Annotated in this window: 10 protein-coding genes; 2 read left to right on the top strand and 8 right to left on the bottom strand. The window is 72.2% G+C overall.

What is annotated here, in order from left to right:
- Positions 1-219 precede the first annotated feature (219 nt).
- The 4 genes from FHU30_RS17110 to gnd all read right to left on the bottom strand — a co-directional run bounded on the left by FHU30_RS17110 (position 220) and on the right by gnd (position 8,858).
- A complete protein-coding gene (locus tag FHU30_RS17110; RefSeq protein ID WP_253876898.1) occupies positions 220-2,727 on the bottom strand; it encodes a DEAD/DEAH box helicase in 2,508 nt (835 codons plus the stop codon).
- A 99-nt stretch (positions 2,728-2,826) separates the two neighbouring features.
- Positions 2,827-2,973 (bottom strand): hypothetical protein, encoded by a 147-nt coding sequence (locus FHU30_RS17115; protein ID WP_253876900.1) that lies wholly within the window; start codon positions 2,971-2,973, stop codon positions 2,827-2,829.
- Positions 2,974-3,102: 129 nt separating this feature from the next.
- A complete protein-coding gene (locus tag FHU30_RS17120) occupies positions 3,103-7,329 on the bottom strand; it encodes a wHTH domain-containing protein (protein ID WP_253876902.1) in 4,227 nt (1,408 codons plus the stop codon).
- An 86-nt stretch (positions 7,330-7,415) separates the two neighbouring features.
- On the bottom strand, positions 7,416-8,858 hold the full coding sequence (gnd, locus tag FHU30_RS17125) for an NADP-dependent phosphogluconate dehydrogenase (protein WP_308211322.1): 1,443 nt from the start codon (positions 8,856-8,858) through the stop codon (positions 7,416-7,418).
- Between the two features lie 144 nt (positions 8,859-9,002).
- Here gnd and FHU30_RS17130 point away from each other — a divergent pair, with 144 nt between their 5' ends.
- Positions 9,003-9,755, top strand: coding sequence for an HAD family hydrolase (locus tag FHU30_RS17130; RefSeq protein ID WP_253876904.1), 753 nt, complete (start codon positions 9,003-9,005; stop codon positions 9,753-9,755).
- Complete coding sequence (locus FHU30_RS17135) at positions 9,752-12,154, top strand: glycoside hydrolase family 65 protein (protein ID WP_253876906.1); 2,403 nt, start codon at positions 9,752-9,754, stop codon at positions 12,152-12,154. The genes FHU30_RS17130 and FHU30_RS17135 overlap by 4 nt, the downstream gene beginning before the upstream one ends.
- Positions 12,155-12,647: 493 nt before the next feature.
- Here the strand turns inward: FHU30_RS17135 and soxR are convergent, their stop codons facing one another.
- The 4 genes from soxR to FHU30_RS17155 all read right to left on the bottom strand — a co-directional run bounded on the left by soxR (position 12,648) and on the right by FHU30_RS17155 (position 17,516).
- Positions 12,648-13,175: a redox-sensitive transcriptional activator SoxR gene (gene soxR / locus FHU30_RS17140; protein WP_253876908.1), complete on the bottom strand. Its 528-nt coding sequence runs from the start codon at positions 13,173-13,175 to the stop codon at positions 12,648-12,650.
- A gap of 117 nt (positions 13,176-13,292) precedes the next feature.
- Positions 13,293-15,113, bottom strand: coding sequence for a phosphoenolpyruvate carboxykinase (GTP) (locus tag FHU30_RS17145; RefSeq protein ID WP_253876910.1), 1,821 nt, complete (start codon positions 15,111-15,113; stop codon positions 13,293-13,295).
- A gap of 175 nt (positions 15,114-15,288) precedes the next feature.
- Positions 15,289-16,764: an ABC transporter ATP-binding protein gene (locus FHU30_RS17150; RefSeq protein ID WP_253876912.1), complete on the bottom strand. Its 1,476-nt coding sequence runs from the start codon at positions 16,762-16,764 to the stop codon at positions 15,289-15,291.
- Positions 16,761-17,516: an ABC transporter permease gene (locus FHU30_RS17155; RefSeq protein WP_253878009.1), complete on the bottom strand. Its 756-nt coding sequence runs from the start codon at positions 17,514-17,516 to the stop codon at positions 16,761-16,763. The genes FHU30_RS17150 and FHU30_RS17155 overlap by 4 nt, the downstream gene beginning before the upstream one ends.
- Positions 17,517-17,529: the final 13 nt, after the last annotated feature.

Here is a 17,529-nt window from a genome sequence, read left to right on the forward strand (position 1 = left end):
CGGCCACTCCCGCGGCGAGCCAGCGCGGGCGCGCCTTGAGCCGGCTCAGAAGGCTCGGCGGGACGGGCGCGGCGCGGTGCCGTCCGGCGGGGGGAAGGTAGTCGTGATCGGAGAGGGGCACCCTCTCATCGTCACCCTCCGCAACCATCCGGACGCGCCGAACCCGCACACCGTTGCCAAGGCGCTACCTAACCCTCGTCCGGAAAGGGCAAAGAGGTGTCAGAGGCGGTCGACGGCGGTGACGCGGATGACGGCCTCGCCGGCCTGGTCGGAGCCCGCGAGGTCGACTTCGGCCGAGATGCCCCAGTCGTGGTGTCCTTCGGGGTCGTCGAAGACCTGCCGGACGCGCCACAGCTCGTCCTCCGGCACCTCCTCGATCTGGAGGAGCTTGGGGCCGCGCGCGTTCGGGCCGGTGAGGAGCTCGTCGTGCTCCTCGAAGTAGGCGTCCATCGCGTCCGCCCAGGCGTCCGCGCCGAAGTCCGGGTCGAGCTCGCCCAGCTCGCGGTAGTGCTCCAGCGCGGCCAGCTCGACCCGGCGGAACAGGGCGTTCCGGACGAGGACGCGGAACGCGCGAGTGTTGGCGGTGACGCGGGTGACCTTCTCCTCGATCGCGGTCGCCAGGTCCTCGTCGGACGGGTTGGCGAGCTGCTCCCACTCGTCCAGCAGGCTGGAGTCGACCTGCCGGACCAGCTCGCCGAGCCATTCGATCAGGTCGATCAGGTCGTCGTTCTTGATCGACTCCGGCACGGTCTGCTGGAGCGCCTTGTACGCGCCGGACAGGTAGCGCAGCAGCAGGCCCTCGGTGCGGGCCAGCTCGTAGTGGCCGATGTACTCGGTGAAGGTCATCGCCCGCTCGTACATGTCCCGGACGATCGACTTCGGGCTGAGCGGGTGGTCGCCGACCCACGGGTGGCCCGCCCGGTACACCTCGTAGGCGGCCTCCAGCTCCTCTTCGAGGGGCATGGGGTAGCTGACGTCCTGGAGCAGCTCCATGCGCTCCTCGTACTCGATGCCCTCGCTCTTCATCTCCTGGACGGCGATGCCGCGCGCCTTGTTCTCCTGCGCGGCGAGCACCTGGCGCGGGTCGTCCAGGGTGGACTCGATCACCGACAGGACGTCCAGCGCGTACGTCGGGGACACCGGGTCGAGGATCTCGAACGCGGCGAGCGCGAACGCCGACAGCGGCTGGTTGAGCGCGAAGTCCTCCTGGAGGTCGACGGCGACGCGGGCGTAGCGGCCCTGCTCGTCCGGTTCGTCCAGGGCCTCGACGACTCCGCCGGCGAGCAGCGAGCGGTAGATCGCGATGGCGCGGGAGATGTGCCGGCGCTGGGCCGAGCGGTCCTCGTGGTTGTCGGTGAGCAGCCGCTTCATCGCCTGGAACGCGTTGCCGGGACGGCCGATCACCGACAGCAGCATCGCGTGGCTGACCTGGAACCGGGACGTCAGCCGCTCCGGCTCGGCCTGCTGGAGCTTGGCGAAGGTCTCCTCGTCCCAGCCGACGAAGCCCTCCGGCGGCTTCTTGCGCTGCACCTTGCGGCGCTTCTTCGGGTCGTCCCCGGCCTTGGCGAGGGCCTTCTCGTTCTCCACGACGTGCTCGGGGGCCTGCGCGACGACGTACCCGACGACGTCGAACCCGGCGCGTCCGGCGCGTCCGGCGATCTGGTGGAACTCGCGCGCCCGCAGCCGCCGCACCCGGTGCCCGTCGTACTTGCTGAGCGCGGTGAACACGACCGTCCGGATCGGGACGTTCACCCCGACGCCGAGCGTGTCGGTGCCGCAGATGACCTTGAGCAGCCCGGCCTGCGCGAGCCGCTCGACCAGCCGCCGGTACTTCGGCAGCATGCCCGCGTGGTGCACGCCGATCCCGTGCCGGACGAACCGGGACAGGTTGCGCCCGAACTTGGTGGTGAAGCGGAAGTTGCCGATCAGCTCGGCGATCCGGGCCTTCTCCTCCTTGGTGCACACGTTGATGCTCATGAGCGACTGTGCTCGTTCGATCGCCGCGGCCTGCGTGAAGTGCACCAGGTAGATCGGGGCCTTCTGCTCGCCGAGCAGCTCCTCGATCGTCTCGTGCAGCGGCGTGATCCGGTACTCGTACTTCAGCGGGACGGGCCGCTCGGCAGACGTGACCAGCGCGGTCGTCCGGCCCGTCCGGCGGGCGAGGTCGGCGCGCAGGAACTCCACGTCGCCGAGCGTCGCCGACATCAGCAGGAACTGCGCCTGCGGCAGCTCCAGGATCGGCACCTGCCACGCCCAGCCGCGCTCGGGCTCGGCGTAGAAGTGGAACTCGTCCATCACCACGACGCCGATGTCGGCGTCCCGGCCGTCCCGCAGCGCCATGTTCGCGAGCACCTCGGCCGTGCAGCAGATGATCGGCGCGTCCGGGTTGACCGAGGCGTCCCCGGTCATCATCCCGACGTTCTCCCGGCCGAACATCTCCACCAGGTCGAAGAACTTCTCCGACACCAGCGCCTTGATCGGCGCGGTGTAGAACCCGACCTGGTCCCGGCCGAGCGCCGCGAACAGCGCCCCGGCCGCGACCAGCGACTTCCCGGACCCGGTCGGCGTCGCCAGGATCACGTTGTTCCCGGAGACCACCTCGATCAGCGCCTCCTCCTGCGCCGGGTACAGCGTGATCCCCCGCCCCGACACCCATCTCTCGAACGCCTCGAAGAGGCTGTCGGCATCGGCGTCGGTCCCGGAAGGCAACTGGTCGAGAAGGTTCACGTAACCATCCTGCCCTTCACAACCCACTGCCCACGCCATATCCGCCCCCAACCAGGCCCTCCGCCTCGCAACCGGGCCGTCCCCGGCTGGGTTCCGGCCTCACCGGCCGGCGGGCTCGTCCGGAACCGATTCCGGTGCGCGCTTCCGGCGGCGGGTGATCACGGCAGTGGCGAGGCGGAGGGCGGCGGTGGCGACTGCGCAGGCGCTGGTGATCACGGGGATCCAGGTGGACGGGTCGTGGGTCATCTCGGGCTCCCTGGCTCGGTAGGACGGACGGCTTCAGCGTCGGGCCAGGGCGGACGAGGGCGGGAGGGGGGGCGGTGTGCCGGGGTGGTGTGGCGTGCGGCGGTACAGGGGTGAGCTGCGGGGACGGGGTCAGGACGGCACAGGCGCGGCACGGGGGACGCGGGTCAGGGCGGTCTTGATCGTCTCGTCCAGGGGCGGGACGTTCATGCCGAGGAGGCGGAGGCGTCCGGCGATCTCGGGGACGGTCCGCTCGGTCTCCCAGGCCGCGCGGACGAGGTGGAGGAGGCCGACCGGGCGGTCCCGGTCCAGCCACCCCCCGGAGGACCCGGCACCGCGGCGGAGGATACGGACGTCGTCGGGATCGGGGACCCACCCGTCAAGGTCGGGGACGGTGAAGCCGCAGCCGGCGAGGCGGGCGGCGGTCTCGGCGAACTCGGCGCCCTGGGCGGCCTGGATGCGGATGAGGTCGGCCATGGTCACGGTGGTGAACGGGCCGTCCGGGCCGCTCAGGGGCAGGGTATGGGCGATCATGTGCCGGGTGATGCCGTCCAGTTCGGGGACGCCGTTCGGGAGCGGCGGGTAGCCGTAGGCGGCGAGCCTGCGGGCGGCGGTCTCGACGGTCGTGCCGGCGGTTTCGGCGGCGCGGACGACGCGGGTGAGCTCCAGCCGGGTTTCGGGCAGGGGCGCCGGACGGACTCCCGCGTAGGTCTCCAGGAGGCGGAGGTCGGTGTCTTCCAGGTCGTCCGGGAGGGAGAACCCGACGTGGACGTCCCAGGCGGTGAGGAGTTCGGCCACGGCGGCGGGCGAGATGCCCAGGGCAATGGCCGCCCGGCAGATTCCGGTCGGACGGATCGCCCGGTCTTCGCGGAACGTTCGCCACATCTCCTTGGCCTTGTGGACGAGGTCGGCGGACTGCGGGATATCGCGCCGGTCGGGCTTGAAACCCAACCAGCCCAGGACGGTTCGGACACGTTCGACGCTCAGGCCGAACCAGGCGGCCACGACGATCTGCGAGAAGAGCGGGACGGGCGTCTCGCGGAGCAGGACGGGCAGGTCGACCCGGCCCTCGAAGCATGCCTCGTCCGCGTCCGTCCGGCGGCGGGAGCACCCGTACGACCAGAGGCGTTCGCGGAGCGTCTCGATCTGCGCGGGCCCGATCGCGTCGAGATCGGCGCCGTGCGCGAAGATCGCCGAGAGCAGCGGCGCGGCGGTCTCCGGGTCGGAGCTGATCACCAGCTCGGTGCTCCAACGGCCCGGATCGGGTTCGGGCATGTCGGCGAGGTCCGCGGGGCCGCGCTCGGGGGCGCGCAGGGCCTTCGCGCGTTCGAGCAGGTCGCGGGGGGCCATCTCCGCCATGTGCGCCGCCTCGTGGAGCTTCTTCCAGGCCGCGAAGGTCCCGTTCCCGCCCCAGTGGGTCCCGGTGTACTCGCCGAGGACGATCACATCGCTGGGCAGGGCCGGGAGCACGTCGGGCAGGTCGTCGAGGCCGGGCAGGCCGAGCTCGGCGCCGAGCCCGTGGGCCAGGACCCGCCACAGGACGACGCCGTCGGAGATCTCTCCCACATCGTGGAGGCTGAACACCACCGGCCTGCCGGTTCCGGCGAAGCAGTCCCAGGGCGCGTGCCGCCGGCTGCTCCAGGTCAGGTGGGCGTCGAGGATGAAGCAGCCTGTCCGGGACGCGTCCCAGACGCCCGCGCCGTGCTCGATCCGGCCGCCCGCCTCGATGGCGGCGGCGACGACCGTGTCGGCCGTCCGGGGGCTGAAGTCGGTGAGCCAGAACAGCCATTCGGCGGTGAGCGGCGGGGCGTCCGGCCCGACCAGCGCGGGCGCGGCCTGCTTGATCAGGTCCTCGACGTCCGCGGAGATGTCCGACAGGACCTTGCGCCGGTCGACCGAGATCCGGGGCGGGGTGCGGGTCCCGGTCAGGTTGACCACGAAGCCGTGCGGCCTGGCAGGGTCCCTGAGCATGGTCCGTCCCGGCGGTTCCATCAGCAGGCCGTCCACGAGGACGGCCCCCTCGCGCCGGACCCAGGTGACCGTTCCGCCGCCCGGCTCGGCCCAGGACGCGAGGACGTCCGCCTCGGCCTCGCCGCTGCCGCCCAGTTCGCCCGCGCGCCAGTCCCCGCGGAGTTCGCCGTCGAGCGTGACGGTGGTGTCGAACTGGGCGATGTAGAGCCAGTCGTTGAGGGCGTCCATGCAGTCGACCTCATGTTCGCTTCTGTTCGAACGATCGCCCGGGCGCAGGTAGAGGCGGACGGTCGTGCCGGGTGAGCGTTCGAGCGCGACGTGTTCGATCCGGAACAGGTGGCCGGGACCGAAGATCGAGACCTTGAGGGTGGGCTGCGGGTCGCCGCGGCGGCCCATCGGACGGGTGGTGATCTCGATCTCGTCCGCGAGCATGAAGTAGCTCAGGACGCCGATCCCGAACCGGCTGTTCGGGAAGAACGGCACCGCCGGACGGGCCGCCTCCCATTCGGCCGCTTCGTCCAGGAAGTCCGGCATGTCGGTGAAGCGGGTTCCGGCCTGCGCGAACACCTCGGTCAGCACGGACTCGGTCATGCCGATGCCGTTGTCGGCGCACTCGATGAAGGCGCGGCCGTTCTCGTCGGTGCCCTGGCGGAAGGCGATCCGGCCCGTCCAGTCGTCCAGCCAGAGGCCCTGGTGGCGCAGGTGGGCGATGCGGGCCTCCCGGTAGCGGCAGGCGTCCAGCGCGTTCTGGTACAGCTCGCGGACGGCCAGGCTCCGGTCCTGGTAGAGCTGCTCCCCCATCAGCAGCTCCTGGACGCGCCGCTCGTCCAGGCGGAACCGGCTCACGCCCTGGAACAGCGGACGGCCTTCCTCGTCCGTTCCGGCGGTGACCTCGTCGGCGGTCGCGCGGGACGGGAGCGCGGCGAGCTGGCTCAGGTGCGCGTGCTTGCGCGCCGCCCGCCGGACGGCGTGGAGCAGGCCGTCCACGCGGGCCGCATAGCCGTTCAAGCCTTCCAGCTCGGCCGGATGCCCGCAGCGCGCCGAAAGGAGCAGCGCGTCCGGGCCGGGAATCCAGCGGACGCGCCCGGTCACGTTGTTGCGCAGGTCAGCGAGGTCGAGCGCGCCCGGAATGCCCAGATGGCGGACGACCACGTCCGGCAGCCGCGTCAGGTCGATCGCCATGCCGGCCGCCACGGCGAAGACGTGTCCCAGGAGCTGCTCGCGGACGACCTGCTCGCCGTCCGCCGTCCGGCTCTCCCGGCGCAGCGCCTTGCCCCGGTCGTCGGAGGTGAGTTCGGAGACGTCCAGCCGCAGCGCGTACAGCAGCCTTTGGACGGTCTCGGCGTCCAGAAGGTCGTCCGAACCCAGGAGCGAGCGAATCTCCGAGAGGTTGTAGAGGCGCGGGTAGCGGGCGAGCCAGCGGTGGAAGAGCCACCAGCCGATCTCCCCGCGCGCGTTCTTCCGATCGGGAAGTTCGGGCGCCTGAGCGCGTGCCGTCAGCTCAGGGTGTTCGCGCAGGAACACCTCGAACGCGCGCCGCTCGGACGACAGCGAAGCCGCCGACGACGGCACAGCCGAACCCACCGCCGAAGGCGCAGCCACCGGCGCAGCCGCCGCCGAAGGCGCAGCCAGCGGCGCAGCCGCCGAAGGCGAAGCCACCGGCGCAGCCGCCGAAGGCGAAGCCACCGGCGCAGCCGCCGCCGACGAGGGCGATGGCTGCGCCGACGAAGGCGAAGGCGGGCCTGCCGGCGGAGAGGGCGGTTTGTCGGTGGGGCAGACTGCGAGCGGGTCGACGAGGCGCAGGCGCGCGAGGGCGCGCAGGACGTGCGTCTGGTGCAGCAAGGGGATGAGCGCGAGCAGGGACGCCTCGGCCGGGCTCAGGGCGTCCAGGTCGCGAAGGGGCCCGCGCAGCAGGCCCTCGACCCGCGCGGTGATGCGCAGCCCGAGGCCGGTGTCGAGCCACGGGTCGTCGGCGAGCCCGGCGGCGGCCTCGTCCGCCAGGGCGCCGAGGAATCCGGCCATGGACGAGGCGCGCGAGCAGGCGTCCGCGTCGTCCACCCGCGTCCAGACCTCGTGGGCGGAGGCCCGGAGCGCCCATGGGTGCTGGTCGGGACGGCCTGGTTTGGTGGCGGCGAACAGGGCGACGCCCTCGCGCGCCTGCTCCGGACTGCCGCCGAGCGCCAGCACGAGGTCCCATGCCTGGCGGTGGTCGGCGGGCGGCCGCTTACCGCGCAGGATGTCGCTGAGGTTCGTCCTGCTCGTCATGGCCATCGCGGAGGCCACCGTGCTGAGGCTTCGCATCCCGTGCTCGCGATGGACGCCGTCCAGGAACTCCACAAGCCGCCGGAGCGGCCCGTCGGCCGGCCAGCTGTCGCGGTTGATCGGCATGCCTTGGCCCACAGAGCGTATGTACACCACATCGCGCCGGAATCGGGGCAAATCCGGGGGCTCGGGCATCCCGAGCCCCCGGACGGTCAGGCGGTGACCTCCGAGCGCGGGTCCTCGGCCCACAGGGTGTGGTAAGAGCCGTCCTTGTCGACGCGCCGGTAGGTGTGGGCGCCGAAGAAGTCGCGCTGCGCCTGGATCAGCGCGGCGGGCAGGCGCTTGGCGCGGAGCGAGTCGTAGTAGGCCAGGGCCGCCGAGAAGCCCGGGACCGGGATGCCCAGCCGGACGGCCGTGGCGACGACCTCGCGCCACGCGTCCTGCGCGTCGGCTAGGGCGCCCGAGAAGTCGGGCGTGGTCAGCAGGGTCGGCGTGGCCGGGTCGCCTTCGTAGGCGGCGCGGATCCGGTCCAGGAACTTGGCGCGGATGATGCAGCCGCCGCGCCAGATCGCGGCGGTCGCGCCGAGGTCGATGTCCCAGCCGTACTCCTCGCTGCCCGCCCGGATCTCGTCGAAGCCCTGCGCGTAGGCGACGATCTTGGACGCGTAGAGCGCCTGCTCGACCTTCGCGGCGAACGCGGCGCGGTCGTCGACGGGCGCGCGGGACGGTCCCGGCAGCGTCCGCGCGGGCTCGCGCAGGTCGGCGTGGCCGGAAACGGACCGCGCGAAGACCGCCTCGGCGATGCCGTTGACCGGCGCGCCGAGGTCCAGCGCGGTCTGGACCGTCCAGCGGCCGGTGCCCTTCTGCTCGGCCTGGTCCAGGACGACGTCCACGAACGGGCGGCCCGTCTCCGGGTCGCGGTAGGCGAGGATGTCGGCGGTGATCTCGATCAGGTAGGAGTCGAGCCGGCCCGCGTTCCAGGTCCGGAAGATCTCGGCCATCTCCGCCGGCTCGTAGCCGCCGGCGTGCCGGAGCAGGTCGTAGGACTCGGCGATGAGCTGCATGTCGGCGTACTCGATGCCGTTGTGCACCATCTTGACGAAGTGGCCCGCGCCGTCCGGGCCGATGTGGGTGGTGCAGGGCGTGCCGTCGTCGGCCTTGGCCGCGATCGACTCGAACAGCGGGCCGAGCGACTCCCAGGACTCGGCCGAGCCGCCCGGCATGATGCTCGGGCCGTTCAGCGCGCCCTCCTCGCCGCCGGAGATGCCCGTCCCGACGAAGTGCAGGCCCCGCTCGCGGAGCGCGGCCTCGCGGCGGCGGGTGTCGAGGAAGTGCGCGTTGCCGCCGTCCACGATGACGTCGCCGGGTTCCAGCAGCGGCGCGAACTCCTCGATCACCGCGTCGGTCGGCGCGCCCGCCTTCACCATCACCACGACCCGCCGCGGCCGCTCCAGGGACGCCACGAACTCCTCGGCCGTCTCGGCGGGCAGGAACGTCCCCTCGTCGCCGAACTCCTCCACGAGCGCCTTCGTCCGCGCGTGCGTCCGGTTGTGCAGCGCGACCGCGTACCCGTGCCGCGCCAGGTTGCGCGCGAGGTTGCGGCCCATGACGGCCAGACCGGTGACGCCGATGTTCGCCTTCTGACTGCTGGTCACTTGGATTTCCTCATTCGTCGTCCGCATCGCTTCAGGTGTCCTACCCCTCTGTTCGGCCAACCGGGCGGCGAAGCCCGTTGTTCCGGGTATGTACTTGGCCACGGGGTAGGCGCCGATCAAGAAACCGGACCACTTAGGGGAAAGATGCTGGGACTGCCGGAGGGCGTCGAGGCGTGCCTCTTCGACCTCGACGGAGTGCTGACCGACACGGCCGCCGTGCACGCGGCCGCGTGGAAGCAGATGTTCGACGGGTTCCTCAAGGACTGGGCGCTGCGCCACGGCGGCCCGTTCGTACCGTTCGACATCCGGGCCGACTACGGTCCGTATGTGGACGGGAAGAAGCGCGAGGACGGCACCCGCTCGTTCCTGGAGTCGCGCGGGATCCACCTGCCGGAGGGCTCGCCGGACGATCCGCCGGGCGCGGAGACCGTGCGCGGCCTCGGCAACCGGAAGAACGAGCTGGTGCTGAAGCTCATCGACGAGAAGGGCGTCCGGGTGTTCGACGGGTCGGTGGCGTTCGTCCGGGCGGCGCGCGCGGACGGGTTGAAGACCGCCGTCGTGTCGTCCAGCGCCAACACGCGGCAGGTGCTGCGGGTCACGGGGATCACCGACCTGTTCGACGCGGTGGTGGACGGCGTGGTGGCCGCCGAGCGGCAGCTGCCGGGCAAGCCCGCCCCGGACACCTTCCTCGCCGGGGCGGGCGCCGTGGGCGTCCCGGCCGACCGCGCGGTGGTCTTCGAGGACGCGCTGGCCGGCGTCCAGGCCGGCAGCCGCGGGCATTTCGCCTACGTCGTCGGGGTGAACCGGCTGGACGAGGCGCACGCCGACGGGCTGCGCGAGCACGGGGCCGACACCGTCGTGGACGACCTCTCCGAACTTCTCAAGGGGGACCAGTGACCGAGCGGGACATCCGAGCCGCGACCACGGGGCCGCACTACCTGGTGGAGCCCTGGTGCGTCCGCGAGCCCGAGCTGCGCCTGGACCGGCTGGCCCAGAGCGAGTCGGTGTTCGCGCTGTCCAACGGCCATCTCGGCCTGCGCGGCAACCTCGACGAGGGCGAGCCGCACGGGCTGCCGGGCACCTACCTGAACTCGTTCTACGAGCGCCGGCCGCTGCCGCAGGCCGAGGCCGCCTACGGGGTGCCGGAGACCGGCCAGACCGTGATCAACGTGACCAACGGCAAGGTCATCCGGCTGCTGGTGGACGACGAGCCGTTCGACGTCCGGTACGGCCGGCTGCACTTCCACGAGCGGGTCCTGGACCTGCGCGCCGGGACGCTGTCCCGGGACGTGGAGTGGACCTCCCCCGCGGGCCGCCGCGTCAAGATCACCTCGACCCGGCTGGTGTCGCTGACGCAGCGCGCGGTCGCGGCGATCTGCTACGAGGTCGAGGCGGTGGACGACCCGGTCCGGATCGTCCTGCAGAGCGAGCTGGTCGCCAACGAGGGCCTGCCCGACCTCGGCAAGGACCCGCGGACCAGCGCGATCCTGGAGTCGCCGCTGGTGTCGGAGGAGCACATGTCGAACGGGCACCGGGTCGTCCTGGTGCACCGCACGCGCGAGAGCGGGCTGCGGATGGCGGCGGGCATGTCGCACCAGTTCGACTGCCCGGACGACGCCGACCACTCGCTGGAGAGCCTCCCCGACATCGGCCGCCTGACCATCGCGACCCGCCTCAAACCGGGGCAGAAGCTGCGGGTCGTGAAGTACATGGCGTACGGCTGGTCCAGCCAGCGGTCCCGGTCGGCGCTGAACGACCAGGTCGTCGGGGCGCTCGCGGCCGCGCGGCAGACCGGCTGGGACGGCCTGCTGAAGGAGCAGAGCGACTTCCTTGACGACTTCTGGCAGGGCGCGGACGTCGAGGTGGACGGCGACGCGGAGGTCCAGCAGGCCGTCCGGTTCGCGCTGTTCCACATCCTCCAGGCGGGCGCGCGCGCCGAGCGCCGGATGATCCCGTCCAAGGGCATGACCGGCCCCGGGTACGACGGCCACACGTTCTGGGACACCGAGACGTTCGTCCTGCCGGTGCTCACCTACACCTACCCGGACGCCGTGGCGGACGCGCTCGGCTGGCGGCACATGACGCTGCCGCTGGCGAAGGAGCGCGCGACCCAGCTCGGCCTGTCGGGCGTGGCGTTCCCGTGGCGGACGATCCGGGGCCAGGAGTGCTCCGGCTACTGGCCCGCCGGAACCGCAGCGTTCCACATCAATGCCGACATCGCGGACGCGGTCGTCCGCTACCTGGACGCCACGCAGGACGAGCAGTTCGAGCGCGAGGTCGGCCTGGAGGTGCTGGTGGAGACCGCGCGGCTGTGGCGCGGCCTCGGCCACCACGACGTCGAGGGCGTCTTCCGCATCGACGGCGTCACCGGCCCGGACGAGTACACCGCCGTGGTCGACAACAACGTCTACACGAACCTGATGGCGCGCCGGAACCTGATCGAGGCCGCCGACACCGCCATGCGCCACCCGGACATCGCCGACCGGCTGGGCGTCACCACCGAGGAGGCGGCGTCCTGGCGGGACGCGGCCGAGCGCATGCGCATCCCCTATGACGAGCGGCTCGGCGTCCATCCCCAGTGCGACGGGTTCACCGACCACGCCCGCTGGGACTTCGCCGCAACCAAACCCGACCAGTACCCGCTGCTGCTGAACGTCCCGTACTTCGACCTCTACCGCAAGCAGGTCGTGAAGCAGGCGGACACCGTCCTGGCGCTGCACCTCTGCGGGGAGCTGTTCACCGCCGAGGAGAAGGCGCGCGACTTCGCCTACTACGAGGCGCTGACCGTCCGGGACTCGTCCCTGTCGGCCCAGACGCAGGCCGTCGTCGCGGCCGAGTGCGGGCACCTGGAGCTCGCGCACGACTACCTCGGCGAGACCGCGCTGATGGACCTGCACGACCTCAACCGCAACACCCGCGACGGCCTGCACATCGCGTCCCTCGCCGGGGCGTGGACGGCCCTGGTCGCGGGGTTCGGCGGCATGCGCGCCAGCCGCGGCAAGCTCCGGTTCGCGCCGCGCCTGCCCGGCGGCATCAGCCGGCTGGCGTTCCGGATGCGCTACCGCGAGAACCTGATCAAGGTCACGGTCACCGGCGACCAGGCGACCTACGAGCTACTGGACGGCCCGGGCCTGGTCCTCGCCCACCACGGCGAGGAGTTCCGGCTGGAGAAGGACCCGGTGGAACGCGGGATCGTCCAGGAGCCCGCGCCCATCCCACCGTCCCAGCCCGCGGGCCGCGAGCCCATCCCGCGCCGCATCGACCCCCACGACCGCAACCGCCGCCGCGTCCGCTGACCGATCCCCCGACCGCAAACCCGCCGGTGGCCCAACGGCCACCGGCGGTCAACGGCCATGCTGATCGAGACGACCGCGACGGGCGAGACGACCACGCCGTGCGAGACCACCACGCTCAGCAAGTTGATCGCGCTGAGCAAACGATCGCGGTCGCGCTGAGCGAGCGGTCGCGCTGAGCGAGCGGTCGCGCTGGGCGAGCGGTCGCGCTGGGCGAGCGATCGCGTTCGCGCAGAGCGAGCGATCGTGTTCGCGCAGAGCGAGCGATCGTGTTCGCGCAGAGCGAGCGGTCGCGCTGAGCGAGCGGTCGCGCTGAGCGAGCGGTCGCGCTGAGCGAGCGATCGCGGTCGCGCAGAGCGAGGCAGCCGCCCCGAGTGAGACGTCCACGCGGAGCGAGGCAGCCGCACCGAGTGAGACGTCCACGCGGGGCGAGGCAGCCACGCGGGCGGGACGACCGCGCCCGGACGAGACAGCCGCGCCGTGCGGGCGGCGGGGGTCAGGGGCAGTCGGTGCAGGGGTTGGTGGCGGCCGCGGCGGCCTTGCCGCTGCTCTTGGGGCGGTCGCGGTGGCGTTCGACCAGCAGGCGGCGGGGGCCGGGACCCTCGTCGCCGAGGCGGTCGTAGGGGTTGGCCAGGGCGCAGGTCTTGATGGACAGGCAGCCGCAGCCGATGCAGTCGGTGAGGTCGTCGCGCAGCTTCTCCAGCTGGGCGATGCGGTCGTCCAGCTCGGTGCGCCAGGTCTCGGAGAGGCGCGCCCAGTCCTCGGTGGTGGGGGTGCGCTCCTCGGGGAGGGTGGCGAGGGCGTCGCGGATGCGGTCCAGCGGGATGCCGACGCGCTGGGCGACCTTGACGAACGCGACCCGGCGCAGCGTGTCGCGGGTGAAGCGGCGCTGGTTGCCCGCCGTCCGGCGGCTGCTGATCAGCCCCTTGGACTCGTAGAAGTGCAGGGCCGACACCGCGACCCCGCTCCGCTCGGCGAGCTGCCCGACCGTCAGTTCGTGGACCCGGAACTCCAACCTCGACATACCCCGAGGTTACCGGCCGGCACCGGGTTCCTTACCAAGCGAGCGGGCCGTCCATGGCGAAAAGGGGCCGCGCCCGGAAGGCGCGGCCCCTCTCGTCACGGTGCGAGGGTCAGGCGGTCACTCGCCGAGGCGGTTGACCAGGGCCTCGTACTCGTCCCACAGCTCCTTCGGCAGGTGGTCGCCGAAGGTCTCGAAGTGGGCCGGGACGAGCGCCGCCTCCTGCTGCCAGACGTCCTTGTCGACGGTGAGCAGCGTCGTGAGGTCGGCGTCGGACAGGTCCAGGCCGGACAGGTCCAGGGCCTCCCGGGTCGGCAGGTGGCCGATCGGGGACTTGGCGGCGTCGGCCTTGCCGTTGAGGCGCTCGACGATCCACTTCAGGACGCGGCTGTTCTCGCCGAAGCCCGGCCAGATGAACCGGCCATCGGCGTCCTTGCGGAACCAGTTCACGTAGTAGATGCGCGGCAGCTTCTCGGCGTCGGTGGAGCGGCCGATCTTCAGCCAGTGGCCGAAGTAGTCGCCCATGTTGTAGCCGCAGAACGGCAGCATCGCGAACGGGTCGCGGCGCAGCTCGCCGACCGAGCCCTCGGCCGCGGCGGTCTTCTCGGACGCGATGTTCGCGCCGAGGAACACGCCCTGCTGCCAGTCGAAGGACTCGGTGACCAGCGGGACGGCGGAGGCGCGGCGGCCGCCGAACAGGATCGCCGAGATCGGCACGCCGTTCGGGTCCTCCCACTCCGGCGCGATGATCGGGCACTGCCCGGCCGGGGTGGTGAAGCGGGCGTTCGGGTGCGCGGCCGGGGTGTCCGACTCGGGCGTCCAGTCGTTGCCCTTCCAGTCGGTGAGGTGCGCGGGCGGCTCCTCGGTGAGGCCCTCCCACCACACGTCGCCGTCGTCGGTGAGCGCCACGTTGGTGAAGATGGAGTTGCCGTAGAAGGTCTTCACCGCGTTGGCGTTGGTGGCGTCGCCGGTGCCCGGCGCGACGCCGAAGAACCCGGCCTCGGGGTTGATCGCGTAGAGCCGGCCGTCCTCGCCGAACCGCATCCAGGCGATGTCGTCGCCGATGGTCTCGACCTTCCAGCCCGGGATGGTCGGCTCCAGCATGGCGAGGTTGGTCTTGCCGCAGGCGGACGGGAACGCGGCCGCGACGTAGCGGGTCTCGCCCTCCGGCGGGGTCAGCTTCAGGATGAGCATGTGCTCGGCGAGCCAGCCCTCGTCGCGGGCCATCGTCGAGGCGATGCGCAGCGCGTAGCACTTCTTGCCGAGCAGCGCGTTGCCGCCGTAGCCCGAGCCGTAGGACCAGATCTCACGCGTCTCGGGGAAGTGCGAGATGTACTTGGTGGAGTTGCAGGGCCACGGTACGTCCTGCTGGCCCGGCTCCAGCGGCGCGCCCACCGAGTGGACGGCCTTCACGAACGAGCCGCGCTCCTCGATGAGGCGCAGCGCGCCCTCGCCCATCCGCGTCATGATCCGCATCGAGACCGCGACGTACGGGGAGTCGGTGATCTCGACACCGAGCTGGGAGATGTTGCCGCCGAGCGGGCCCATGCAGAACGGCACCACGTACATGGTGCGGCCCTTCATCGCGCCCTGGAACAGCTCGCCGAAGGTCGCCCGCATCTCGTCCGGCGCGATCCAGTTGTTCGTCGGGCCCGCGTCCTCCTCCTTTTCGGAGCAGATGTAGGTGCGGGACTCGACGCGCGCGACGTCGGCCGGGTCGGACGCGGCGTAGAAGCTGTTCGGGCGTTTCTCCGGATTGAGCCTCTTGAAGGTGCCCTGCTCCACGAGGAGGGAGGTCAGGCGTTCCCATTCCGCATCCGAACCATCGCACCATTCGACTCGCTCGGGCTGGGTCAGCTCGGCGATCCCACGCACCCAGTCCACGAGCTCGCGGTGACTGGTCGGGGCCTGGTCGAGGCCGGGGATCTCCTGGTTGGACACGGGCAACTCCTTCAGCTGTTCGCAGGATGTTTGCATCATGAGCAAAACTCGCGGCTTTTTCCATTTGGTCTGGACCAATCCAGCGGAGTTTTGGGGCACGCCGAGCCCATTTGTGATTGATGTCACCGGGAAACGGTCCGCCGCGAAGCCTGCGAGACCTCGCTCATGCCCGCGCTCACGCGGGGTAAACGCGCACTTCCGTGGCCTTGACGGAGGCCCAGACCGGGCTCCCCTCGGCCAGTCCGAGATCGGCCACGGCGGCGGCGGTCACGTCCGCGGCCACCTCCGGGCCGTCCCCGCGTCCCGTGCGCGTTTCCCGCCGTTCGTCCCGGGTTCCCCCGGTTTCAGAACCCGGTTCGGCATTTGGGACGGCCTTGAGGCGGATCCGGAACCGGTCGCCGTGGCTCTCGACGGCCGAAACCCGGGCGGGCCAGAGGTTCCGCGGGCTCCCGTCCGGCCTGGACCGGTACAGCGCGACGGCAGAAGGTTCAAAAGCGAGAAAAACCTCACCCCGGAGCGCGGTCACGGCATCGATCTTCAGCCGCCCGTCCGCCACGGCAACGGTCACCGCCGCGCCGCCGCCCCGCGTCTCAGCCGCGCCGCCGGTCGGCGCCCCGGTCGCACTGTCGGCCAGGGTGGTCGTCCCGTCGTCGGCGCGGCCTCGGAAGAGGTTCAGGCCGACCAGGCGCGCCACGTAGGGGGTACGCGGATGGCGCGCGACGTCGCCCGGGGCGCCCTCCTGGACGAGCCGCCCGCCCTCCACGACCACCAGCCGGTCGGCGAGCGTCAGCGCGTCGAGCGGGTCGTGGGTGACCAGGACGGCCGCGCCCGCGAACCCGGCGAGGTGCCGGCGCAGCGCCGCGCGGACCTCCAGCCGCGTGTGCGCGTCGAGGGCGGCGAGCGGCTCGTCCAGCAGCAGGAGCCCGGGCCGGACGGCCAGGGCCCGCGCCAGCGCGACCCGCTGCGCCTGCCCGCCCGACAGCGCGCGCGGACGAGCCGACGCCTGCTCGCCGAGCCCGACGTGCTCCAGCCATTCGGCGGCGCGCCGCCGCGCCTCCCGCTTGCCCGCGCCCTGGGCGCGCGGCCCGAACGCCACGTTCTCCAGGGCCGACATGTGCGGGAAGAGCAGGTAGTCCTGGAACACCATGCCGACGCCGCGCTGGTCGGGCGGCAGCGCGGTCAGGTCCCGTCCGTCCACGCGGATGTGGCCGTCCGCGAGCGGTGTCAGCCCGGCGAGCGCGCGCAGCGCCGTGCTCTTGCCGGCGCCGTTCGGGCCGAGCAGCGCCAGAATCTCCCCCGGCGCCGCCGTCAACGCGAGATCAAGGTCGAACCCGGCCCGCCGCACAACGATCCGCGCATCCAACCCGCCCCGGCCAGCCCGCGCGTCCCGGTCGACCCGCACGTCCCGGCCAGCCCGCGCATCCCGGTCGGCTCGGACGTCCCGGTCGGCCCTGTCGACCCGCGCGTCCAGGTCGCCCCGCGCGTCCCGGCCAGCCCGCGCGTCCCTGTCGGCTCGGGCGTCCCGGTCAGCCCGGTCGCCCGGGTTGGCTAGGCGGGCCGAGTCGGCCAGCCCGGCCGGGTCGTCGCAGGCGCCCCGGCTGGCCGGGTTGTCGTGGTCGGCCAGGTCTGGCGGGTCGTTGGGGTGGGTCATGGGGTGGCCGTCCAGCGGGCGCGGAGGGTGGCCAGGACGGCGACCGAGACGGCCAGCAGGACGAGGCTGAGCACGATCGCCGCCTGCGGGTCGGTCTCCAGCGCCAGGTAGACGGCCAGCGGCATGGTCTGGGTGCGGCCGGGGAAGTTGCCCGCGAAGGTGATCGTCGCGCCGAACTCGCCGAGCGCCCGGGACCAGCACAGCACCGCGCCCGCGAGGACGCCGGGCGCGGCCATCGGCAGCGTGACGCGGCGGAAGACCGTCCAGCGGCCCGCGCCGAGCGTGGCGGCGGCCTCCTCGTAGCGGGCGTCGGCGGCGCGCAGCGCGCCCTCCACGCTGATCACCAGGAACGGCATCGCCACGAACGTCTCGGCGAGCACCACCCCGGACGTGGTGAACGGCAGCGTGATCCCGAACGCGCGGTCGAGCCACTCCCCCACCAGCCCGCGCCGTCCGAGCACCAGCAGCAGCGCGACGCCGCCGACGACCGGCGGCAGTACCAGCGGGACGGTCACCAGCGCCCGCACCAGCCGGACGCCGCGGAACGGCGCCCGCGCCAGCATCCACGCCAGCGGCACCCCGAACAGCAGGCACAGCCCGGTCGCGATCGTGGCGCTGACCAGGGACAGCTTCAGCGCCTCCAGCATCTGCGGCTCGCCGAGGCGGGTGCCGAGCGTGGACCAGGGAGCGCGCCAGAGCAGCCCGGCCAGCGGCAGCACCAGGAACGCCAGGCCGACCAGCGCGGGCAGCATCAGCACGAGCGGC

It is taken from the genome of Actinomadura rupiterrae (assembly GCF_024172125.1).
Lineage (GTDB): Bacteria > Actinomycetota > Actinomycetes > Streptosporangiales > Streptosporangiaceae > Spirillospora > Spirillospora rupiterrae.

What these genes read in the sequence shown, in the direction of transcription:
- FHU30_RS17115 (WP_253876900.1), bottom strand. Translation starts at nt 2,973, where the DNA reads ATGACCCACGACCCGTCCACCTGGATCCCCGTGATCACCAGCGCCTGC.
- FHU30_RS17120 (WP_253876902.1), bottom strand. Translation starts at nt 7,329, where the DNA reads ATGCCGATCAACCGCGACAGCTGGCCGGCCGACGGGCCGCTCCGGCGG.
- FHU30_RS17130 (WP_253876904.1), top strand. Translation starts at nt 9,003, where the DNA reads ATGCTGGGACTGCCGGAGGGCGTCGAGGCGTGCCTCTTCGACCTCGAC.
- soxR (WP_253876908.1), bottom strand. Translation starts at nt 13,175, where the DNA reads ATGTCGAGGTTGGAGTTCCGGGTCCACGAACTGACGGTCGGGCAGCTC.
- FHU30_RS17150 (WP_253876912.1), bottom strand. Translation starts at nt 16,764, where the DNA reads ATGACCCACCCCAACGACCCGCCAGACCTGGCCGACCACGACAACCCG.
- FHU30_RS17155 (WP_253878009.1), bottom strand. Translation starts at nt 17,516, where the DNA reads ATGCTGCCCGCGCTGGTCGGCCTGGCGTTCCTGGTGCTGCCGCTGGCC.